General features: G+C 62.2%; 19 protein-coding genes. 5 read left to right on the forward strand and 14 right to left on the reverse strand.

Going from position 1 to position 17,183, the window contains the following annotated elements; translation table 11 throughout:
• Positions 1-34: 34 nt before the first annotated feature.
• The 5 genes from SPHINGO391_RS15345 to SPHINGO391_RS15365 all read right to left on the reverse strand — a co-directional run bounded on the left by SPHINGO391_RS15345 (position 35) and on the right by SPHINGO391_RS15365 (position 3,658).
• The gene (locus SPHINGO391_RS15345; protein WP_152009644.1) at positions 35-997 is read right to left on the reverse strand and encodes a glycine--tRNA ligase subunit alpha; all 963 of its coding nucleotides are present in this window, start codon (positions 995-997) and stop codon (positions 35-37) included.
• 141 nt (positions 998-1,138) lie between these two features.
• A complete protein-coding gene (locus SPHINGO391_RS15350; protein ID WP_152009645.1) occupies positions 1,139-1,330 on the reverse strand; it encodes a hypothetical protein in 192 nt (63 codons plus the stop codon).
• A gap of 232 nt (positions 1,331-1,562) precedes the next feature.
• A complete protein-coding gene (locus SPHINGO391_RS15355) occupies positions 1,563-2,420 on the reverse strand; it encodes a S49 family peptidase (protein ID WP_152009646.1) in 858 nt (285 codons plus the stop codon).
• Between the two features lie 130 nt (positions 2,421-2,550).
• Positions 2,551-3,297: a methyltransferase gene (locus tag SPHINGO391_RS15360; RefSeq protein ID WP_244615435.1), complete on the reverse strand. Its 747-nt coding sequence runs from the start codon at positions 3,295-3,297 to the stop codon at positions 2,551-2,553.
• Positions 3,298-3,412: 115 nt separating this feature from the next.
• Entirely contained in the window at positions 3,413-3,658 is a 246-nt protein-coding gene (locus SPHINGO391_RS15365; RefSeq protein WP_152009648.1) for a DUF2007 domain-containing protein, read from the reverse strand.
• 132 nt (positions 3,659-3,790) lie between these two features.
• Between SPHINGO391_RS15365 and SPHINGO391_RS15370 the strand changes: the two genes are divergently transcribed.
• The 3 genes from SPHINGO391_RS15370 (at position 3,791) to SPHINGO391_RS15380 (ending at position 7,751) form a co-directional block, all read left to right on the forward strand.
• Positions 3,791-4,807, forward strand: coding sequence for a polyprenyl synthetase family protein (locus SPHINGO391_RS15370; protein ID WP_152009649.1), 1,017 nt, complete (start codon positions 3,791-3,793; stop codon positions 4,805-4,807).
• A 135-nt stretch (positions 4,808-4,942) separates the two neighbouring features.
• On the forward strand, positions 4,943-6,886 hold the full coding sequence (locus SPHINGO391_RS15375) for a tetratricopeptide repeat protein (RefSeq protein ID WP_152009650.1): 1,944 nt from the start codon (positions 4,943-4,945) through the stop codon (positions 6,884-6,886).
• Entirely contained in the window at positions 6,873-7,751 is an 879-nt protein-coding gene (locus tag SPHINGO391_RS15380) for a 4-(cytidine 5'-diphospho)-2-C-methyl-D-erythritol kinase (RefSeq protein ID WP_152009651.1), read from the forward strand. Before SPHINGO391_RS15375 ends, SPHINGO391_RS15380 begins: the two co-directional genes overlap by 14 nt.
• Before the next feature lie 14 nt (positions 7,752-7,765).
• On the opposite strand, the gene SPHINGO391_RS15385 is transcribed toward SPHINGO391_RS15380, so the two are convergent.
• Positions 7,766-8,233, reverse strand: coding sequence for a glycosyl transferase (locus tag SPHINGO391_RS15385; protein WP_244615214.1), 468 nt, complete (start codon positions 8,231-8,233; stop codon positions 7,766-7,768).
• Between the two features lie 222 nt (positions 8,234-8,455).
• On the opposite strand from SPHINGO391_RS15385, the gene SPHINGO391_RS15390 reads away from it, so the two are divergent.
• Both SPHINGO391_RS15390 and SPHINGO391_RS15395 read left to right on the forward strand, forming a co-directional pair.
• Positions 8,456-9,613 (forward strand): PA0069 family radical SAM protein, encoded by a 1,158-nt coding sequence (locus tag SPHINGO391_RS15390; protein WP_152009653.1) that lies wholly within the window; start codon positions 8,456-8,458, stop codon positions 9,611-9,613.
• Positions 9,614-9,818: 205 nt separating this feature from the next.
• Positions 9,819-10,463: a ribonuclease HII gene (locus SPHINGO391_RS15395; protein WP_152011587.1), complete on the forward strand. Its 645-nt coding sequence runs from the start codon at positions 9,819-9,821 to the stop codon at positions 10,461-10,463.
• A 140-nt stretch (positions 10,464-10,603) separates the two neighbouring features.
• Here SPHINGO391_RS15395 and SPHINGO391_RS15400 read toward each other — a convergent pair whose 3' ends face one another.
• The 8 genes from SPHINGO391_RS15400 to SPHINGO391_RS15435 all read right to left on the reverse strand — a co-directional run bounded on the left by SPHINGO391_RS15400 (position 10,604) and on the right by SPHINGO391_RS15435 (position 17,106).
• Positions 10,604-11,083 carry a F0F1 ATP synthase subunit B gene (locus tag SPHINGO391_RS15400; protein ID WP_152009654.1) on the reverse strand — a complete coding sequence of 160 codons (480 nt, stop codon included), beginning with the start codon at positions 11,081-11,083 and terminating at the stop codon, positions 10,604-10,606.
• A gap of 15 nt (positions 11,084-11,098) precedes the next feature.
• The gene (locus SPHINGO391_RS15405) at positions 11,099-11,683 is read right to left on the reverse strand and encodes a F0F1 ATP synthase subunit B (RefSeq protein ID WP_152009655.1); all 585 of its coding nucleotides are present in this window, start codon (positions 11,681-11,683) and stop codon (positions 11,099-11,101) included.
• A gap of 66 nt (positions 11,684-11,749) precedes the next feature.
• The gene (locus SPHINGO391_RS15410) at positions 11,750-11,977 is read right to left on the reverse strand and encodes a F0F1 ATP synthase subunit C (protein ID WP_007196430.1); all 228 of its coding nucleotides are present in this window, start codon (positions 11,975-11,977) and stop codon (positions 11,750-11,752) included.
• 65 nt (positions 11,978-12,042) lie between these two features.
• Positions 12,043-12,792 (reverse strand): F0F1 ATP synthase subunit A, encoded by a 750-nt coding sequence (locus SPHINGO391_RS15415; RefSeq protein ID WP_152009656.1) that lies wholly within the window; start codon positions 12,790-12,792, stop codon positions 12,043-12,045.
• 37 nt (positions 12,793-12,829) lie between these two features.
• Positions 12,830-13,237: an AtpZ/AtpI family protein gene (locus tag SPHINGO391_RS15420; protein ID WP_152009657.1), complete on the reverse strand. Its 408-nt coding sequence runs from the start codon at positions 13,235-13,237 to the stop codon at positions 12,830-12,832.
• Positions 13,238-13,521: 284 nt separating this feature from the next.
• Positions 13,522-14,637 (reverse strand): cell wall hydrolase, encoded by a 1,116-nt coding sequence (locus SPHINGO391_RS15425; protein ID WP_152011588.1) that lies wholly within the window; start codon positions 14,635-14,637, stop codon positions 13,522-13,524.
• A gap of 239 nt (positions 14,638-14,876) precedes the next feature.
• Positions 14,877-16,385: a ribosome biogenesis GTPase Der gene (gene der, locus SPHINGO391_RS15430; protein ID WP_152009658.1), complete on the reverse strand. Its 1,509-nt coding sequence runs from the start codon at positions 16,383-16,385 to the stop codon at positions 14,877-14,879.
• A 49-nt stretch (positions 16,386-16,434) separates the two neighbouring features.
• Positions 16,435-17,106, reverse strand: coding sequence for a tetratricopeptide repeat protein (locus tag SPHINGO391_RS15435; RefSeq protein WP_152009659.1), 672 nt, complete (start codon positions 17,104-17,106; stop codon positions 16,435-16,437).
• Between the last annotated feature and the right edge of the window lie 77 nt (positions 17,107-17,183).

Raw genomic sequence — 17,183 nt, forward strand, 5'->3', positions numbered from 1 at the left:
GGCCCTTTTGAAGGTTGCCTGAGCGGCGTGCTCCTTATTCCGCCGCTTCCGCAGCCGGCCGGTAATTCGAGCCGCCCGCATCGGTGAGCAGGAAAGCCTCGCCGCACTGGCGCGAGAGATTGCGCACCCTGAGGATGTAACCCTGGCGCTCGGTGACCGAGATCACGCCGCGCGCATCAAGCAGGTTGAAGACGTGGCTTGCCTTGATGCACTGATCATAAGCCGGCAGGACGCATCTGTGCAGTGAACCGGGTTCCTGCGGGGCGCCAGCCTTGAGGATGGCTTCGCATTCCTTCTCGGCATCCTCGAAATGCTTGAGCAGCATCGCGGTGTCGGCGATCTCGAAATTGTAACGGGAGTATTCCTGCTCGGACTGCAGGAAGACATCGCCATAGGTCACCTTCTCGGCGCCTTCGCGGCCATTGAAGTTGAGATCATAGATACTGTCGACGCCCTGGACATACATGGCCAGACGCTCGACCCCGTAAGTCAATTCACCGGCCACCGGGGCACATTCGATGCCGCAGACCTGCTGGAAATAGGTGAACTGGCTGACTTCCATACCGTCGCACCAGCATTCCCAGCCGAGCCCCCAGGCGCCCAGCGTCGGGCTTTCCCAGTCGTCCTCGACAAAGCGGATGTCATGCAGCAGCGGATCGACGCCGATGGCGGCGAGCGAGCCGAGATAGAGCTCCTGCAGGTTGGACGGGTTGGGCTTGAGGATCACCTGGTACTGGTAATAGTGCTGCAGCCGGTTGGGGTTTTCGCCATAGCGGCCATCCTTGGGGCGGCGCGATGGCTGTACATAGGCCGCGTTCCACGGCTTCGGCCCGAGCGCGCGCAGCGTGGTGGCCGGGTGGAAGGTGCCGGCGCCGACTTCCATGTCGTAGGGCTGCAGCACGACGCAGCCGTAATCGGCCCAGTAGCGATGCAGGGCGAGGATGAGCCCCTGAAACGAGCGGGTGGGCTGCATGTGATCGGGAAGAACTTCGGTCATGGCTTGGGATCCGGATGGCGCATCATTGGTTCGCGGGCCGTTTCCACAACGGTCCTGAATGTGCGGCGACAGGTGCCACTTCTCATGTTTACGGTCAAGTGCGGGACTGCAGCGCGCGGGGCTTCGGCCCGCCACCCCCTTCTACTCGTCAGGCTTGCGCAGACGGTATTCGCCGGTTTCGGGATCCTCGATCAGGGTCCCCTGCGCACCTGTGCGCGATTCTTTTTCGGCGTCCCTCACCTTGGCGCTGACGCGTTCGGCCTCGGCCAGAAAGCGCTTGTAGCCGAGCCAGGCTACGGCGCCGACGGCGACGAGCAGAAGAAGTTGCGGCATTCTAGCGGTCCTTTCCTCAGCCCGGAACCGGGCGTCCCATCTCAAGAGCGCCGCGCGTCCATTTGGACGCGCAAAGGACGCTCTAACATCCTAAATCTGGAGCATCTTGTCTGCGTCAGGCGATTCCGCCTGAACGCAGGATGCTCCAGGCGGGAGCACTCCCGCCACTCACCTGCGCTCGCTTGTTGCGCGGGCCGTCGCGGCGAAAGCCAGCTGATCCGTCCACGCCGGATCAGAGGCCGTAACGCGCCCATAGCGCCCGTTCATCAAGCGCATTCAACCCTGCTTCGCCAATTCCGGCAAGCGCCTCCAAGGCCAGCGACGTGCTCACGCCCGGCGCGCGACGACCGAACAGACCGCGTTGCGCGGTGATCAGACGCATCTTCACCTTGTCGCCGAAACGGGCGCGCAAGGCCGAACGGAGATCGCCAAGTTCATCGACCAGTCCGAGGTCCTTGCCGCGAATGCCGGTCCAGAAGCGACCGGTAAACAGGTCCGGATCGTCTTTCAGCCGCGCGCCTCGGCTGTCCTTGACGAGATCGATGAAGACCTTGTGGATATCGAGCTGCAGGTCCTTCAGACGGGCGATGTCTTCCGGATTTTCCGGCTGAAACGGATCAAGCACCGACTTGTTTTCACCGGCGGTGTAGACCCGGCGTTCGACGCCCATCTTGTCGATCAGGCCGGTAAAGCCGAAGCCCGCGGAAATGACGCCGATAGAGCCAACGACCGACGAAGGATCGGCAATGATCTCGTCGCCCGCGCATGCAATCATGTAGCCGCCGGATGCGGCCACGTCCTCGACGAAGATCAGCACCTTCTTGTTCTTCTCGGCAGCCAGATCACGGATGCGCTTGTAGATCAGCCGAGACTGCACCGGAGAGCCCCCCGGTGAGTTGACCATGATCGCCACCGCCGGTGCCTTCTTGTCGGCAAACGCCCTGGCGAGAAGCGGTGCTGCGGTTGCAATGTTGAGGTTCTGGCGAAACTGGTTTCCACCGGCCTGGATCGTGCCGTGCAGCCTGACCACTGGAATGACTGTCAGATCCTTGCGGAACCGGGCGGGGTAGAAAGAGCTCAAAGAAACCATGGCGGATCATTCCTGTTGTCGGCCCGGTTGCCGGCCGGGCTGGCGGCGGCATGACAAACCAAGGCATCTGATGCTCCAAGCCATGTATGTCTTTTCTGTTTCAGTACAATGGCGCACACCGCCGGTTACTCTAATTTGCAGGCTGTATTGCCGTTCGCCTGGGCCAGCCCGCCCGGCCATTTGCCAGATCATCCATCTGTTCTGAAAAGGCCCGTTCCGCCCCCTGGTGAATGAGAATACGGTCGCGCATGCTCAGGCGCGCGCGGCTGCCCTTGATCGCGGTGAGAAGAATGCGGATCGCGTCATCGCCCGGACGCGGGATCACCGGGGTGATTTCGGCGCCACCAAAGCGCTTGCCCAATGCCGCAAGGATTTCGCCGGTCGAGTGCGGCCGGGCAATGATCGACACCTGACCACCGGGCTTGAGGATCGCTGCGGCCGTACGCAGCCAGCGCTCGAACAAATCATCGCTGTCCATGGCATGCGCCTGCGCCCTGAGTGCGTCGGGTGCCTGGCGGTCGGCCGCGGCATTGAAGGGCGGATTGAGGATGACGTAATCGAAGGCGTGGTCGGCAAGACCCGCGGCACGGCGCTGGCTGCCCTGAAGGGTGACGTCCGCCTCGATCACCCGGACGCGGGGGGCAAGCCGGGCGTTTTCGTCAAGCGCCAGCGAGCGGCGGGCGCAATCCGCCATGATGGGCGAGCGTTCGATGAGAACCACATTGAGCTGCGGCAGCCGGCTGATGGCCGCAAGACCGGCGCCCCCTGCACCGGCGCCAAGGTCGGCGAGCACGCCGGAAGCACTGCCGGGCACGGTGGCAGCCAGCAGCATCGCATCCATGCCGACCCGGTGGCCTGTTCCCACGGGCTGGACCAGATGGAAGGCGCCATTGTGAAACGCATCAACAGTGTATCCCGATGGAGCGCCTGGTTGCGAAGCCGCCGGAGGTTCAGCCGCAGATCGACCGCGCCCGGGGTCCGGTCTGCTGTTTTCAGGCGCTCGTGTCACGGTCATTCCAGGGCCTGAGTTCCTCTTCCAGTCCGGCATCGATCAGGATACGGCGTGCCTGGGCGGCCATTGCCGGATCGACAAGGATCCTGCGCGGGATCACTCCCACCGACCCTTCCAGAATGCTCATGCCGCTGTCAGCCACCATGCAGCCGATTCCGGCGTCACGCATGAGGCTTTCCACGAAGGATATGAGGACCGGGTCATTGGTGCGGATAAGATCGTGCATGAGTTCTCCTTGAAGCCCTTAGTTTGATGCGAATGTATCAGTTATCAAGCCTTACCCGCGTCAAATCGCAGCTTGCCGTGGCAGGGCGTGCTGAATAATGTGCCAGCAAAGATCAAACAGGAGTCCGTACACGTGGGCGTAGTCATTTCACTGGACGATGGAAAACACAAAGACGCGTCGGTCAAGCCGCTGGTGGAAAACACCAAGGCAGACATGGAACGCGTCAACCAGTTGATCCTGTCCAAGGCGGGCTCCGACGTGGCGATGATTCCCGAAGTGGCGAACCATCTCATTTCGTCGGGCGGCAAACGGCTCAGGCCGATGCTGACGCTGGCGTCTGCCACAATGTTCGGCTACGCGGGCGAATCCCACATCAGGCTGGCCACAGCGGTGGAATTCATGCACACGGCGACACTGCTGCATGACGATGTGGTGGACGAGAGTGATCTTAGACGCGGGCGCTCCACCGCACGGATGATCTGGGGCAACCAGGCCAGCGTCCTGGTCGGTGACTTCCTGCTCGGGCAGGCCTTCAAGATGATGGTCGAGGTTGGGTCCCTGGATGCGCTGGACGTGCTGTCCACCGCGGCTTCGGTGATCGCGGAAGGTGAAGTGCTGCAGTTGTCTGTGGCCAAGAACATGGAGACCACGGAAGACGACTATCTTTCGGTGATCCGGGCCAAGACAGCGGCACTGTTTTCCGCCGCCTGCGAAGTCGGTCCGATCGTGGCCGGCGTCAGCAAGGCAGAGCGCAATGCGCTGAGGTCCTACGGGATGAATCTCGGCCTGGCGTTCCAGCTGATCGACGACGTGCTCGACTATGGTGGATCGGCGCGTGATCTCGGCAAGAATGTCGGCGACGATTTCCGGGAAGGCAAGATCACCCTGCCGGTGGTGCTCGCCTACCGGCGCGGGTCCGAATCGGAGCGGGCTTTCTGGCGCGAGGCCATCGAGGGCGGCAAGAGCGACGATCAGGCGCTCGAGAAGGCGATGGGACTGATCACCAAGTATGGCAGCCTGAAGGACACCACCGCGCGGGCCGAGCACTATGCCTCGATTGCCCGTGACGCGCTGGCGCCGCTGCCCGATTCGCCCGAGAAGGCCGCCCTTCTGGAAGTGATCGCATTTTGCGTCAACCGGGCAAGCTGATCACCGGCGCAACCCGCCCGATCGCTGCGGCATGCTGAAGCCTTGCCGCCCTGCGCCAAAAAAGCCATTGTGTGGGTTAAATATGCTTCGGCAGGTGGCCGGCGCATGGCCAGTTCGAACATGAGGCAAGACTTGATGCGGCGAAATATGAAAGCCCGGTTTGCGGCCAGCGTAACGCTGGGTGTGTTCCTTTCGTTGGGCACCGCCCTGATCAGCCCCGCAAGCGGCAATGCTCAGGCAACAACCACTCAGGAGCAGGCAGCCCAGCCGAATTTCATGGGCTTCGCGGGCGCCTATCTCGCCGGACGCACCGCCGATATCGACAACGACACCCAACGGGCAATTGAATTCTACAGCAAGGCGCTGGAGTTCGATCCGGGCAACACCGAAGTCAAACAGCGCCTGATGGTGGCCCTGTTCAGTGGCGGCCGGTTTTCGGAAGGCGTGGTGCTGGCACGCGAATTGAAGGAAGATCCCGCCGTCGCGCAGATCTCACGACTGGCGCTGATGGTGGAGGCGACCAGCAAGCGTGAGTACCGCAAGGCCGCCAAGCTGCTTTCCGTCGAGGAAAGCAATCCGATCGACCGCCTGCTCAACACGCTCATGAATGCCTGGGCGGAATTCGGCGATGGCAAGGGCGAAACGGCGCTGAACAACATCCTAGCGCTCGAAGGGCCGCCCTGGTACCCGGTTTTCACCCGCTATCATGCCGGTGCGATGGCGCAGGCCATGGGCAAGAAAGCCGAAGCCCGCAAACATTTCACCGACCTGATTGCCGATCCCCAGTCGGGGTCCGCGGCGCCGGACACCTATATCCGCGCCGTGATGGCGCTGGCGGGGCTGGAAGCGCGCGAGGGAAACCGGCGCGCCGCACTGGATGCCTTGTCGGCTGGCGAGGACTTTTCTCCGAGCTACGCACCCCTGGCCGCGCTCAGGCAGGTCATCGAAGAAGACGGCAAGCCCAATCCCGGTGTGATGACCGCGCAACAGGGATCGGCAGCGGTGCTGTTCACGCTGGGCAGCGCGCTCAACCGCGAGGGCGCGGAAGAAACGGTGGCGGTTTACCTCCAGTTTGCACGCACGCTGGATCCCAACGACGCCGCAACACTGGTGATCCTCGGCAGCCTGACGGAACGACTTGGCAACGCCGAGGAAGCCATCGAGATCTACGAGGCCGTGCCCGAGAATTCGCCGATGCGCCGGGTGTCGGAATTGCAGCTAGGGCTTGCTCTGGCCGATCTTGGCCGCAATGGCGAGGCCAAGGATCATCTCAAGGCGCTGATCGCGTCGGATCCGAGGGACATCCGCAGTTACCTCGCCTATGGCAGCGTGCTGTCGCAGGACAAGGACTATGTCGAAATGGCGCTCACCTACGAGACCGCCATCTCGGTTATCGGACCAGCGCCGACACGAAACGACTGGAACCTGTTCTTCCAGGCAGGCATTGCCAACGAGCGGCTGAAGCAATGGCCGAAGGCGGAGGCGTTTTTCAAGCGCGCGCTCGAGCTGTTCCCCGACCAGCCGCAGGTGATGAACTATCTGGGATACTCCTGGATCGACATGAACATCAATCTCGAAGAGGGCATGGATCTGATTCGTGCCGCGGTCGATCTCAGGCCCAATGACGGCTACATCGTCGATTCGCTGGGGTGGGCGCATTACCGGCTGGGCGAATATGAGGATGCGGTCCGCGAACTCGAGCGGGCAGTTGAACTCAGGCCCGCCGATCCGACCATCAATGATCATCTCGGCGACGCCTACTGGCAGGTGGGCCGTGAACTGGAAGCCACCTTCCAGTGGAAGCGGGCGCTCAGTAATGATCCGCCGGAAGACCTCAAGCCGGAAATCGAACGGAAGCTGAGCGAAGGCTTGCCCGAGGCGGAAAGCGTTGTGCCGGCAACAGCCAATGGTGCGGACAAGGGCAAGGCACCGGCAGCAACGGAAAGCGGCGCCGGTGACGACAAGAAGAGCGGTCTTCGTCTCGTCACACCAGGCTCCGAGCATGCCCTGCTCGACAGGTCATTCCATCAATCCGCCAGCGCAGACGGTTTGGTCCAGAGGATCAATGACCGGCATTGACGCGCCGGCGAAGATCAACCTGGCGCTTCATGTCACGGGACGGCGCGCCGACGGCTTCCATCTGATCGAAAGCCTTGTGGTGTTTACCGAACTGGGCGACCGAGTTTCGATTGAAACGTCCAGCAGCGATGTTTTCAGGCTCGAAGGCCAGGAGTCACAGGTTCTTGCAGGCGAGGATGCCGGCAACAACCTGGTTGTACGGGCCCGCGACATGTTGCGGGCTGACGCGATGCGATCGGCGCGGGACCTCTCTCCTGTCCAAATCTGTCTCGACAAGCGGCTTCCGGTCGCCTCCGGAATTGGAGGCGGCTCGGCCGATGCGGCCGCGGCCCTGAAGCTTCTCTGCCAGCACTGGGACTATCATCCCGGCGCTGAGACCCTTTCGCGGATCGCGCTCGATCTGGGTGCGGATGTCCCCATGTGCCTTGACGGACGTCCGCTGATTGCCCGCGGCATCGGTGAAGCACTGACGCCGGTTGAGCTTGGCTTCCCGCTCGACATGGTGATCGTCAATCCGCGCGTCGGTGTGTCGACACCCAAGGTGTTCCAGGCGCTTGAATGCCGGGAGAACCCGCCGCTGCCGCAGCCGCAAGGGCTTGGCGACAGGGAACAGTTCATCGCCTGGTTGCGGCAGGCGAGAAACGACCTCCAGCCGGCAGCGCAACGGATGGTGCCGGAAATTTCCCAATGCCTTTCGGCGCTCGGGACCGCAGGTGCGCGGATGGCGCGCATGTCAGGCTCGGGAGCGAGCTGTTTCGGGCTCTTTGCCGATGCCGCGGAAGCACTGGCGGCTGCGCAGAAACTGAAGCAGGACCAGCCGGACTGGTTCATCGCCGCCACAAGGACGCTCACGGCGACCCGATAAGTCCATATCGCGGGTCAGCGCAGGGCGAGGACAGAGGCTGGAACGATCTCGCATTTCAGACGGGTCATCGCCAGCCCGCGCCCAAGGCTTTCCAGCGAATGGCCTGATTTCGCATTGGCGATCGCCTGCCGCTTCGGGATCAGCACGCCGTGCTCGAGAGCCGAAACGCGGCGGCGGAACCGCTGAAAGAACGGCAGCCGGTATTCCCGCGAGGGCCGCATCCGGGCGGACATGGTGCCCGCAACCATGTGCTGGCCAAGATGATCGACCCAGCCAAGAAGCGGCCTGGCGCCGGGCTCAATCAGCAACAACCAGTCCCCGCGCGCGGATCGCACGACATCACGCAGATCCGGATCTTCCAGAAACCGGCAGCCGGCGGCATCGGCCAGCAAGGCTGTGCCGTCCCGGGAGCCGCGATCGAGAATCACGACCTCGGCAACAATGCCCTCAACCGCGCCTTGAACCAGAGACGCCAGGGTCACGGCAAGTGCTTGTTCCTGGTCTTTGCATTCAATCAAAACACTGATCATGACGCCTTTTACTGCATGCGCGGTGGATATGCCAGATGAGGCTCTCCCGGGTTTTCCCGGACATTCGTAGGTGTTTCTCCTTTTTGTTCTTGCTTCGTTCCCCTCCATGCGTTAGGAATATAATCATGAACAGCGGCCGATGACCAACTCGAACCCGGCGCTGATGGAGGTTTCATGCCGAACCTTGCAACACTGAAACAGACTGCCCTTGCACCCGGCCTGGGATCGGCCGAGGCCGATGCGCTGATGGCTGCGAGTGGCATTCGGGTCGCCGACGACCGCGTGCGTGGCCGCGGTGCCGGGCTGAACATGTCAGGCCGCTTCGAGATCAATACACGGGAAGTCTTTGACGACGGCTGGAGCAGCATCGAGGAGCTGGCCCCGTTCAAGACCGAGGTACAGATCGAGAAACCGCGCACTATCATTACCCGCAACCAGTCACCCGACCTGTCATTCGACCGCTCGATCAATCCCTATCGCGGCTGCGAACACGGCTGTGTCTACTGCTTCGCCCGACCGACCCATGCCTATATGGGGCTGTCGGCGGGTGTGGATTTCGAGGCCCGGCTGTTTGCCAAGCCTGATGCGCCGCGGCTGCTTGAACGCGAGTTGTCCCGCCCGGGCTACAAGGTCCAGCCGATCGCCATCGGCACCAATACCGACCCCTACCAGCCTGTCGAAAAGAAATGGCGCATCATGCGGCAATTGCTCGAGGTGCTGGAGGCAGCCGGGCACCCGGTCGGCATCGTCACCAAGTCGGCGCTGGTGATGCGCGATATTGACGTGTTGTCACGCATGGCCTCGAAGGGACTGGCCCGGGTGGCGCTCTCGGTCACCACGCTCGATCGCAAGCTGGCGCGCACCATGGAACCGCGGGCAGCCACACCGGAACGGCGACTTGAAGCCATCAGGGCCCTTTCGGGTGCCGGCATCCCGGTTTCGGTGATGGTGGCGCCGGTCATTCCCGGTCTCAATGATCACGAGATCGAGCGGATACTCGATTCGGTAAAGGCTGCAGGCGCGGATGCTGCGGGTTACGTCATGCTGCGTCTGCCGATCGAGGTGAGTCCCTTGTTCAGGGACTGGCTGCTCAGGCACTACCCCGATCGCTACCGGCATGTGATGTCGCTGGTTCGCTCGATGCGCGGCGGCAAGGATTATGACGCCGAGTTCGGCAAGCGGATGCGCGGGACCGGACCCTATGCGTGGCAGATCGCCCGCCGCTTCGACCTGACCGCCAAACGGCTTGGGCTCAATGCGAGAAAAACGCCGTTGCGGACCGATCACTTCGTGCCGCCTCATGGAGAGGGCGTGCAGCTGAGCCTGCTGTAGGGCGGAAGCAACCACGGCTTCAAGCACCTCAAGTAGTGGGTGTCTTGGCAAGTATCGCTGCGCCACCGGCAGATCATGCCTTTGGCGCAGCCGGAAATCCGGACCGTGACCCGCCCCATATCGCGGTCCGGCGCTCGTGCGGCATCCCGTCCCCAGCCGCCGGGCCTTGCAGAGGATCGGGCGGGTGTGCGAGCTTCGCCGCAATATGGCTCGCACCCCGCCCGATTCGCTGTTTCCAGACTATCCCGCGATACCCGATTATCGCTTCGAGCAGCATGCCATGCAGAACGGTTTACCCGTTGTCGCCGGTGTCGATGAAGCCGGACGCGGCCCGCTCGCGGGGCCGGTGGTGGCCGCGGCAGTCATTCTCGATCCTGATTGCATCCCCGAAGGCCTCGACGATTCCAAGGCGCTGAGCAAGGCACGACGTGATTTCCTGTTCGACACCATTCTGGCTACATCGCTGGTGGCTGTCGCAAGTGCCTCGGCGCGCGAAATAGAAGCCACGGACATCAGGGTTGCGAGCCTGACAGCGATGCGGCGGGCGCTGTGTGCGCTGCCGGTCAAACCGCACTATGCGCTTATTGACGGCCGGGACATTCCACCCGGGCTCGGCTGCGCGGCGAGAGCGCTGGTCAAGGGCGATGCACGCTCGCTTTCCATTGCCGCGGCCTCGATCATCGCCAAGGTGACACGCGATCGCATGATGACCCGCGCCGTGGTGGTCTATCCCCAGTATGGATTTGAAACGCATATGGGCTACGGGGCAAAGCGCCATCTCCAGGCGATCGCCGAGCACGGCCCCTGCCCGCTGCACCGGATGACATTCCGCCCGATGCGCAAGGCCTGACGCTCGGGGCCACAATTTTCTGCGGATTCAAGAAACCGGACTCAGGCGGCAGTTCAAGCCCGCAGGTTTACTTTATTGCCGCCAACGAAAAAGGCCGGGAGATGCTCCCGGCCCTTGATTTCATACTCTGAAGCAGGGTCTCAGTTGAGACGTGCCTTGAGTTCTCCGAGCGAAGCCTTGAACAGCTCACCCGAGGCCTTGCTGTCAACCTTGGAGGCGATCAGCTTTTCGGCTGCAACAATCGCCAGGTCGACCGCAGAGGCGCGAACCTCATTGATCGCATCGGCTTCGGCCTGCCGGATCTTCTGCTCGGCCATCGCGGTGCGGCGGCTGACATATTCCTCGGTCTTGGCCTTGGCGTCCTCACGCAAAGCGGCGGCTTCCCGCTCGGCGGCGCTGAGAATGCTCTCGGCTTCGGATTCGGCTTCCTTGCGCTTGCGCTGATACTCGGCAAGCAGCTGCTGAGCTTCTTCGCGCAGTTTCTTGGCTTCCTCGAGTTCATTGCGGATCTGGTCGGCGCGCTTGTCCAGCGCGCCGCTGATCATCCCCGGTACCTTTGCATAGGCAATGATACCGATAAAAATGAGGAGACCGACTAATGCCCAGAATGTAGCGTCCATGATCGTCTTCCCTGCTTACTTGCCCGACGCCGACCGGATTGCCGCAGCAACTTCGGTCTTGGTCACGGCGCCGCCAAGAAGATGCTTGACCAGATCGGTCGCCGCGTCTTCGGCAATGGTGTCAACGTCAGCCAACGCCTTGGTCTTGATGGCTGCGATGCTTTTTTCGGCATCGGCCATCTTGGTGTTGAGTTCAGCCTCTGTCGAACCCCGTTCGGCTTCCGCCGCGGCCTTGGCCTTCTCACGCGCGGTCTCGGCGATTGCCGAAGCCTTTTTGCGTGCATCCGCCAGTTCCTGCTCGTAGGCAGCAATGGCGTTGTCGGCCTCTTCCTTGAGGCGATTGGCTTCATCGAGATCCTGGGCAATGCGGTCACGCCGGTGCTCCAAGATACCGCCGATGCGCGGAACGATGACCTTGGACATGAGCAGATAGAACAAGCCGAAGGTGATCGCCAGCCACAACAGCTGCGATGCGAAGGTCGATGAATCAAAGGGCGGGAAGACGCCGCCACCTGCGGCATCGCCACCGTGTGCGCCGGTTTCCGAATGGGTCCCTTCGGTGGGGTTGGACTCGGCATAGGCCGGGGTCACAACAAACATGGTCACCTCCAGATGAAATGCCACGCCGGACATCCGGCGTGGCAAGCCTGACTCTCTTGACGTCGATTAGACGGCGAAGAGGAGAAGGAGAGCGACGAGCAGCGAGAAGATGCCCAGAGCTTCGGTCACGGCAAAGCCGAAGATCAGACGACCGAACTGGCCGTCAGCTGCCGACGGGTTGCGCAGAGCGCCCGAAAGGTAGCTGCCGAAGATGTTGCCCAGGCCAATGCCTGCGCCGCCCATGCCGAGGCAAGCGATGCCGGCACCGATGTACTTTGCTGCTTCTGCTTCCATGATAAAACTCCTTTGGAATGGGATGGATGCGAACTTGTTGGCGGCGGACCGCCGGTGAGTGGATCCTAGTGGCCGGGATGCAGGGCGTCGTTGAGGTACATGCATGTCAGCACCGCAAAGACGTAGGCCTGAAGGAAGGCAACGAGGAATTCGAGACCGGTCAGCGCCACGGTCATGATAAGCGGCAGAATTGCCGTACCGATGCCAAGCGCGCCCAGGCTGCCGAGCGACACGACGAAGCCAGCGAACACTTTCAGCGTGATGTGACCCGCCAGCATGTTGGCGAAAAGACGTACGGACAGGCTGATCGGACGCGACAGGAACGAGATCACCTCGATCATGACCACAAGCGGCATCAGCACGCCGGGAACGCCCGAGGGCACGAAGAGCTGGAGGAAATGCAGACCGTGCTTCCAGAAACCGTACACAACCACGGTGCCGATGACGAGCATGGCCAGCGCAAAGGTGACGATCAGATGACTGGTGACGGTGAAGAAGTAGGGGAACATGCCCAGAAGGTTCGCCACGAGAACGAACATGAACAGCGAAAACACCATCGGGAAGAAGCGCATGCCCTGCGATCCGGCGCCATCCCGCAGCATAGACGCCACGAATTCATAAGACATTTCCGATATCGACTGCAAACGCGACGGCACCAGCCCACGATTGGCAGTGGTCAGAAACAGGAAGCCCGCGGCAACAGCAACCGTTGCCACCATGAACAGGGAAGAGTTGGTGAACGACAGGTCCAGCCCGCCGATCTCGATCGGCACGATATTCTTGATCTGAAACTGACTAATCGGATCGTTTGCCACCTAGAACCTCTTTTTCGCTACCCGGCCATGCCGGACATTATTTTCCGTCGTCTTCGCCGCGCGGGCCCGTCTGGCTGCCCGTTGCCGGTTTCGGCTGGGCGACCGCCCCGGTGGAGCGCAGCACGTTTAGCACGCCGGCACAAAAGCCAAGCAGCAGAAACACGATCAATCCCCAGGGCGATGTGCCCAGAAACCGATCAAACAGGTAGCCCAGCAGCACTCCCACGATCACGCCGGCGATGAACTCGCTCGACAGCTTGACCGCAAGCGCGTAGCCCTTCGAAGCTTCCCTGCTGGACCCACCTTCAGGCGCCACCTTGCGGCGGGCAGAAAGTTCGGTGTCCAGGCGCTTTCGACGGGCGTCCAGGCTTTCCGAACCGGCCCCGTCCGTCTCTTCGCTGTTCCCGGGTGAACCCGGGGCGCCAGATCCGCGCTTTTCATCCATGGATGCGCTCCCCTGACCCGCCAGCGACGACCGGAAAAAGTCCGTATCGAAGTCGGGCGCAACATAGTTTTAGGGCTGACCATAGTCAAGGCGCGGAAAGCCCATCGTGGGGCGCCGATTATTTCAAATAATTCAATCACTTGGATCGACGTCGCCGGGACCCGCTACAGAAGTATCAGAAAAACTTGGCCATCTGCGTCAGACTCACGCAGACGGCGGCGCACCGGGCGGCTGAAATTGCCGACGGCGAGCCGGTCTGGCATCACCTGCCGTTCGCCAAGAGATCAGGACCAGCCGCCGCCGTAGGTGACATAGAAGATATGCAGGCCGATCTTGCCGACCTTGCGCATTCTCTTTGCCCAGGGCGGCCGCACATAGGTGGCGTGATAATGGGTGGAGGACCCGACTTCCTTGAGCCAGATCTTGCCGGCGGTCGTCGCCAGCGCGATTTCCTCGGCCACGTCCCAGTGCTTGGGCGAACGCACCCGGTCCTTGATACCATCGCAGGCGAAGGAGAACTGGCACCGGTTGCGCCAATTGTCATTCTGGTAGACGACGCCACAGACGGTGTTCGGATAGGTGGGATTGCGCACGCGGTTGAGAATCACCTGGGCGACAGCAGCCTGCCCCTTGACGCTCTCACCGCGCGCTTCGAAATAGATGCCCGCCGCCAGGCAGCGCTGTTCGGCCTCAGAGAAGGTCTTTGCCGGAAGGGCGGTCGCGGCCCAGTCGTGATCATCCTTGGTGACCGGCGGGATGAAGCGGCCACGCTGCGGCACTTCGCGCAGCACAGAGCTGAACGGCGACTGCTTCGCATAATCGGGCGCCGGGGGCGCATAGGCGGTGGCCAGAATGTCGGGGTTGTCGTTGGTCACCAGGCTTGCCAGAATCGCAGGGACTTGGGGTTCGCTCTCGCGCTTGCCGGAGGCGTAAAAGGCCTTGGCAATCTCGATTTCCTTGCCCTTGATCGAAGGCTTCAGGAACGCCATGGCGCTTTCGAGATCGGCAGCCGGACGCAACAGGCTCGACTGGCGTTCCAGCACGGTGCCGGCGGAGAAATCCTTGGGTGGCTGGACGGGTGCAACAGCGATGACACGCCCCTGCTTGAGATGGCGGGTGACTCGCTCGGCATCCGGGCGCGGATCGGGTGCACCGATCTTGCCCTGGAAGGCAATCTTGTCACCATTGGGAAGGGTCACACCGGCGCCCGAAGCGATCGAGGCGGTCAGGATGGGATCGGCAAATTCCAGTTCCGCGGCCTGGATCGACCCGGCCGGCGAAGCAGTCAGGAATGTCTTCCAGCGGGCATCGCCGCTATCACTGCCGGCGAGCATGGTCGCCATGTCGGCATGAGAGGTGACCGTCGGTGTTGACAGGAATGCCGCAAGGCCAAAAACCATGGGCGCGGACAGGCTGGCAAACCACGAATGGCCGGTGCCGGACGAACGACGCTTCTGACGCAAAACCACAACTCCGGAACTCAGGATACACTTACACGAAACTGTTCCCGAGAATGGAGCATTAACCTTGATGGAGCGTTAATGAGCGACCCTGAAAAAGAGCGAGACCTACAACGGTTCTGAAAACCGGTCAGCACAGGCCTGTTCAGACACCTGTCAACGCCCGCCGGCGCAAACAGCTATCCACTGCGCTTCTTGGGCGCCAGTTTGCCCGATACGGTGCGCCTGGTCGATTTCTTCGGCATCACCGAGGCCCGCTTGGGCTTGCCGTCCTTGGGCGCGTAGGGATTGTCGCCGCTGCGATAGACCACCCTCAGCGGAATTCCCGGCATGTCGAAATCGGCGCGGAGCGAGTTGACCAGATACCGGGTGTAGGATTCGGGCACGGCCTCGGGCCTGGTGCAGGAAATCATGAAGCCCGGCGGGCGCGATTTTATCTGGGTCATGTATTTGAGCTTGAGCCGCCGTCCCGACACAGCCGGCGGCGGATGGTGCCCCTGGGTGTGATCGAGCCAGCGGTTGAGCTTGGCGGTCGAGATGCGCTTGTTCCAGACCTTGTGGACGAAGGCGATGTTTTCCATCAGCCGGTCAAGACCGTCGCCGGTCTGCCCGGCCACGGTGACGGCACGAATGCCGCGGATCTGCGGCAGCAGCCGGTCGGTCATCTCCCGCAATTCGGCGAGCTTTTCCTGGCGGTTGTCGATCAGGTCCCACTTGTTGAAGGCGATCACGGGCGCCCTGCCCTCGCGGACCACCAGATCGGCGATCTGCAGATCCTGCTTTTCAAAGGGAATGGTGGAATCAAACACGATTACTACCACTTCGGCGAAACGGATGGCGCGCAGCGCGTCGGCGACGGAGAGTTTCTCGAGCTTTTCCTGAACGCGGGCCTTGCGGCGCAGACCGGCGGTATCGAACAGCTTGATCTTGCGGCCCTGCCACTCGAAATCAACGGCGATGGAATCGCGGGTAATGCCGGCCTCGGGGCCGGTCAAAAGCCGCTCCTCGCCCAAAAACCGGTTGATCAGGGTCGACTTGCCGGCATTGGGACGTCCGACAATGGCAACCCGGAGCGGTTTGGTCTCGTCATATTCCGGACCTTCGTCCTCATCGTCGGCGCCCAGGGGCATGGGGATGTCGACATCGGTGACGGCTTCAGCCAGCGGATCGTGCTTGGGGGGGAAACAGCGTTCCTCGCCAAAGGCCTCGACAATCGCATCGCGCAGGTCAAGCATACCGCCGCCATGCTCGGCCGAAATCGGACAGGGTTCGCCCAGGCCCAGCCGGAAGGCATCATACATGCCCGATTCAGAGCCCTTGGATTCGGCCTTGTTGGCAACCAGAACAACCGGTTTGCCGCGCTTTCTCAAGATATCGGCCAGCAATTCGTCGGCCGGGGTAAGCCCGGCTTTGGCGTCGATCAGGAACAGTGCGCCGTCGGCCTCGTCCATGGCCGCCTCGCTCTGGGCGCGCATGCGGCCTTCCAGCGTATCGGGCCCCGCGACTTCGAGACCGGCGGTGTCGATCATGCGGAACCTGAGATCGACCAGACGGGCATCGCCTGGACGGCGGTCGCGGGTCACACCGGGCGTGTCGTCGACAAGCGCCAGCTTGCGGCCGGCAAGCCGGTTGAACAATGTCGACTTGCCGACATTGGGACGTCCGACAATGGCAAGGGTAATGGTCATGATGGATCCTTGCCCGAAGGCATCGTCTCGGTCCGGGGTGGTCGCGCGGTCAGGACGTGCCGCCCCGGGCGGCGATCATGTCCAGCATGAGGGCCGCACGGCTACTCACACCCCTGGGTGTCTCACTGTCTGCGGCAATGTCGCCAAACCACTGCGCGGCCTGGCTCATGTCACCGGCCTTGTAGGCAGAGATGCCGAGCGCTTCACGGGCAGAGTGCCGGGCCGGGTTTCCGGGAACCGCAAGCACCTCAACCTCGGCCGAAACGTCCGAATAGCTGCCGTTGTCGATCAGAAGGTAGGCTGCGCGCAAACGCGCCGCATCTCTGATGGCTACCGGCTGCGAGACGTTCTTGCCGATGGCTGAAAATGCCGCAATCGCCGCAGCGGTGTCGCCATTGTCGGCAAGCACCGTTGCCGCGCGCATCTGCGCCAGCACCGGATAGGAGCCGTAACCGGTCTGCTCGAGCGCCTGGAACTCGGCAAGAGCCGCGGCGGTGTCGCCGCTGCGGGCCTTCTCCAGCGCCGCCAGGAAAACATCGCCGGACCTGGCCGCCGTGGTCTCTTTCCAGTACTGCCAGCCACGCAGACCTGCCGTCACGGCGACGATGCCGATCGCAACGGCCAGCACGACGAAACGGAACCGCTTCCACAGCGCTTTCATGTAATCCGAACGCAGATCCTCATTGACCTCGCGGATGAATGTTGAATTGTCGTCGGTCATCGCGTCACCGGTGGGAACCGGTCCTCTCAAAATCTTGCCGCGTGCGGCGTTATGTGGGGCCTTCTAGCCGATTTTAT

The sequence above is a fragment of the Hoeflea sp. EC-HK425 genome (assembly GCF_902498795.1).
In the GTDB taxonomy this organism is placed as follows: Bacteria; Pseudomonadota; Alphaproteobacteria; order Rhizobiales; family Rhizobiaceae; genus Hoeflea; species Hoeflea alexandrii.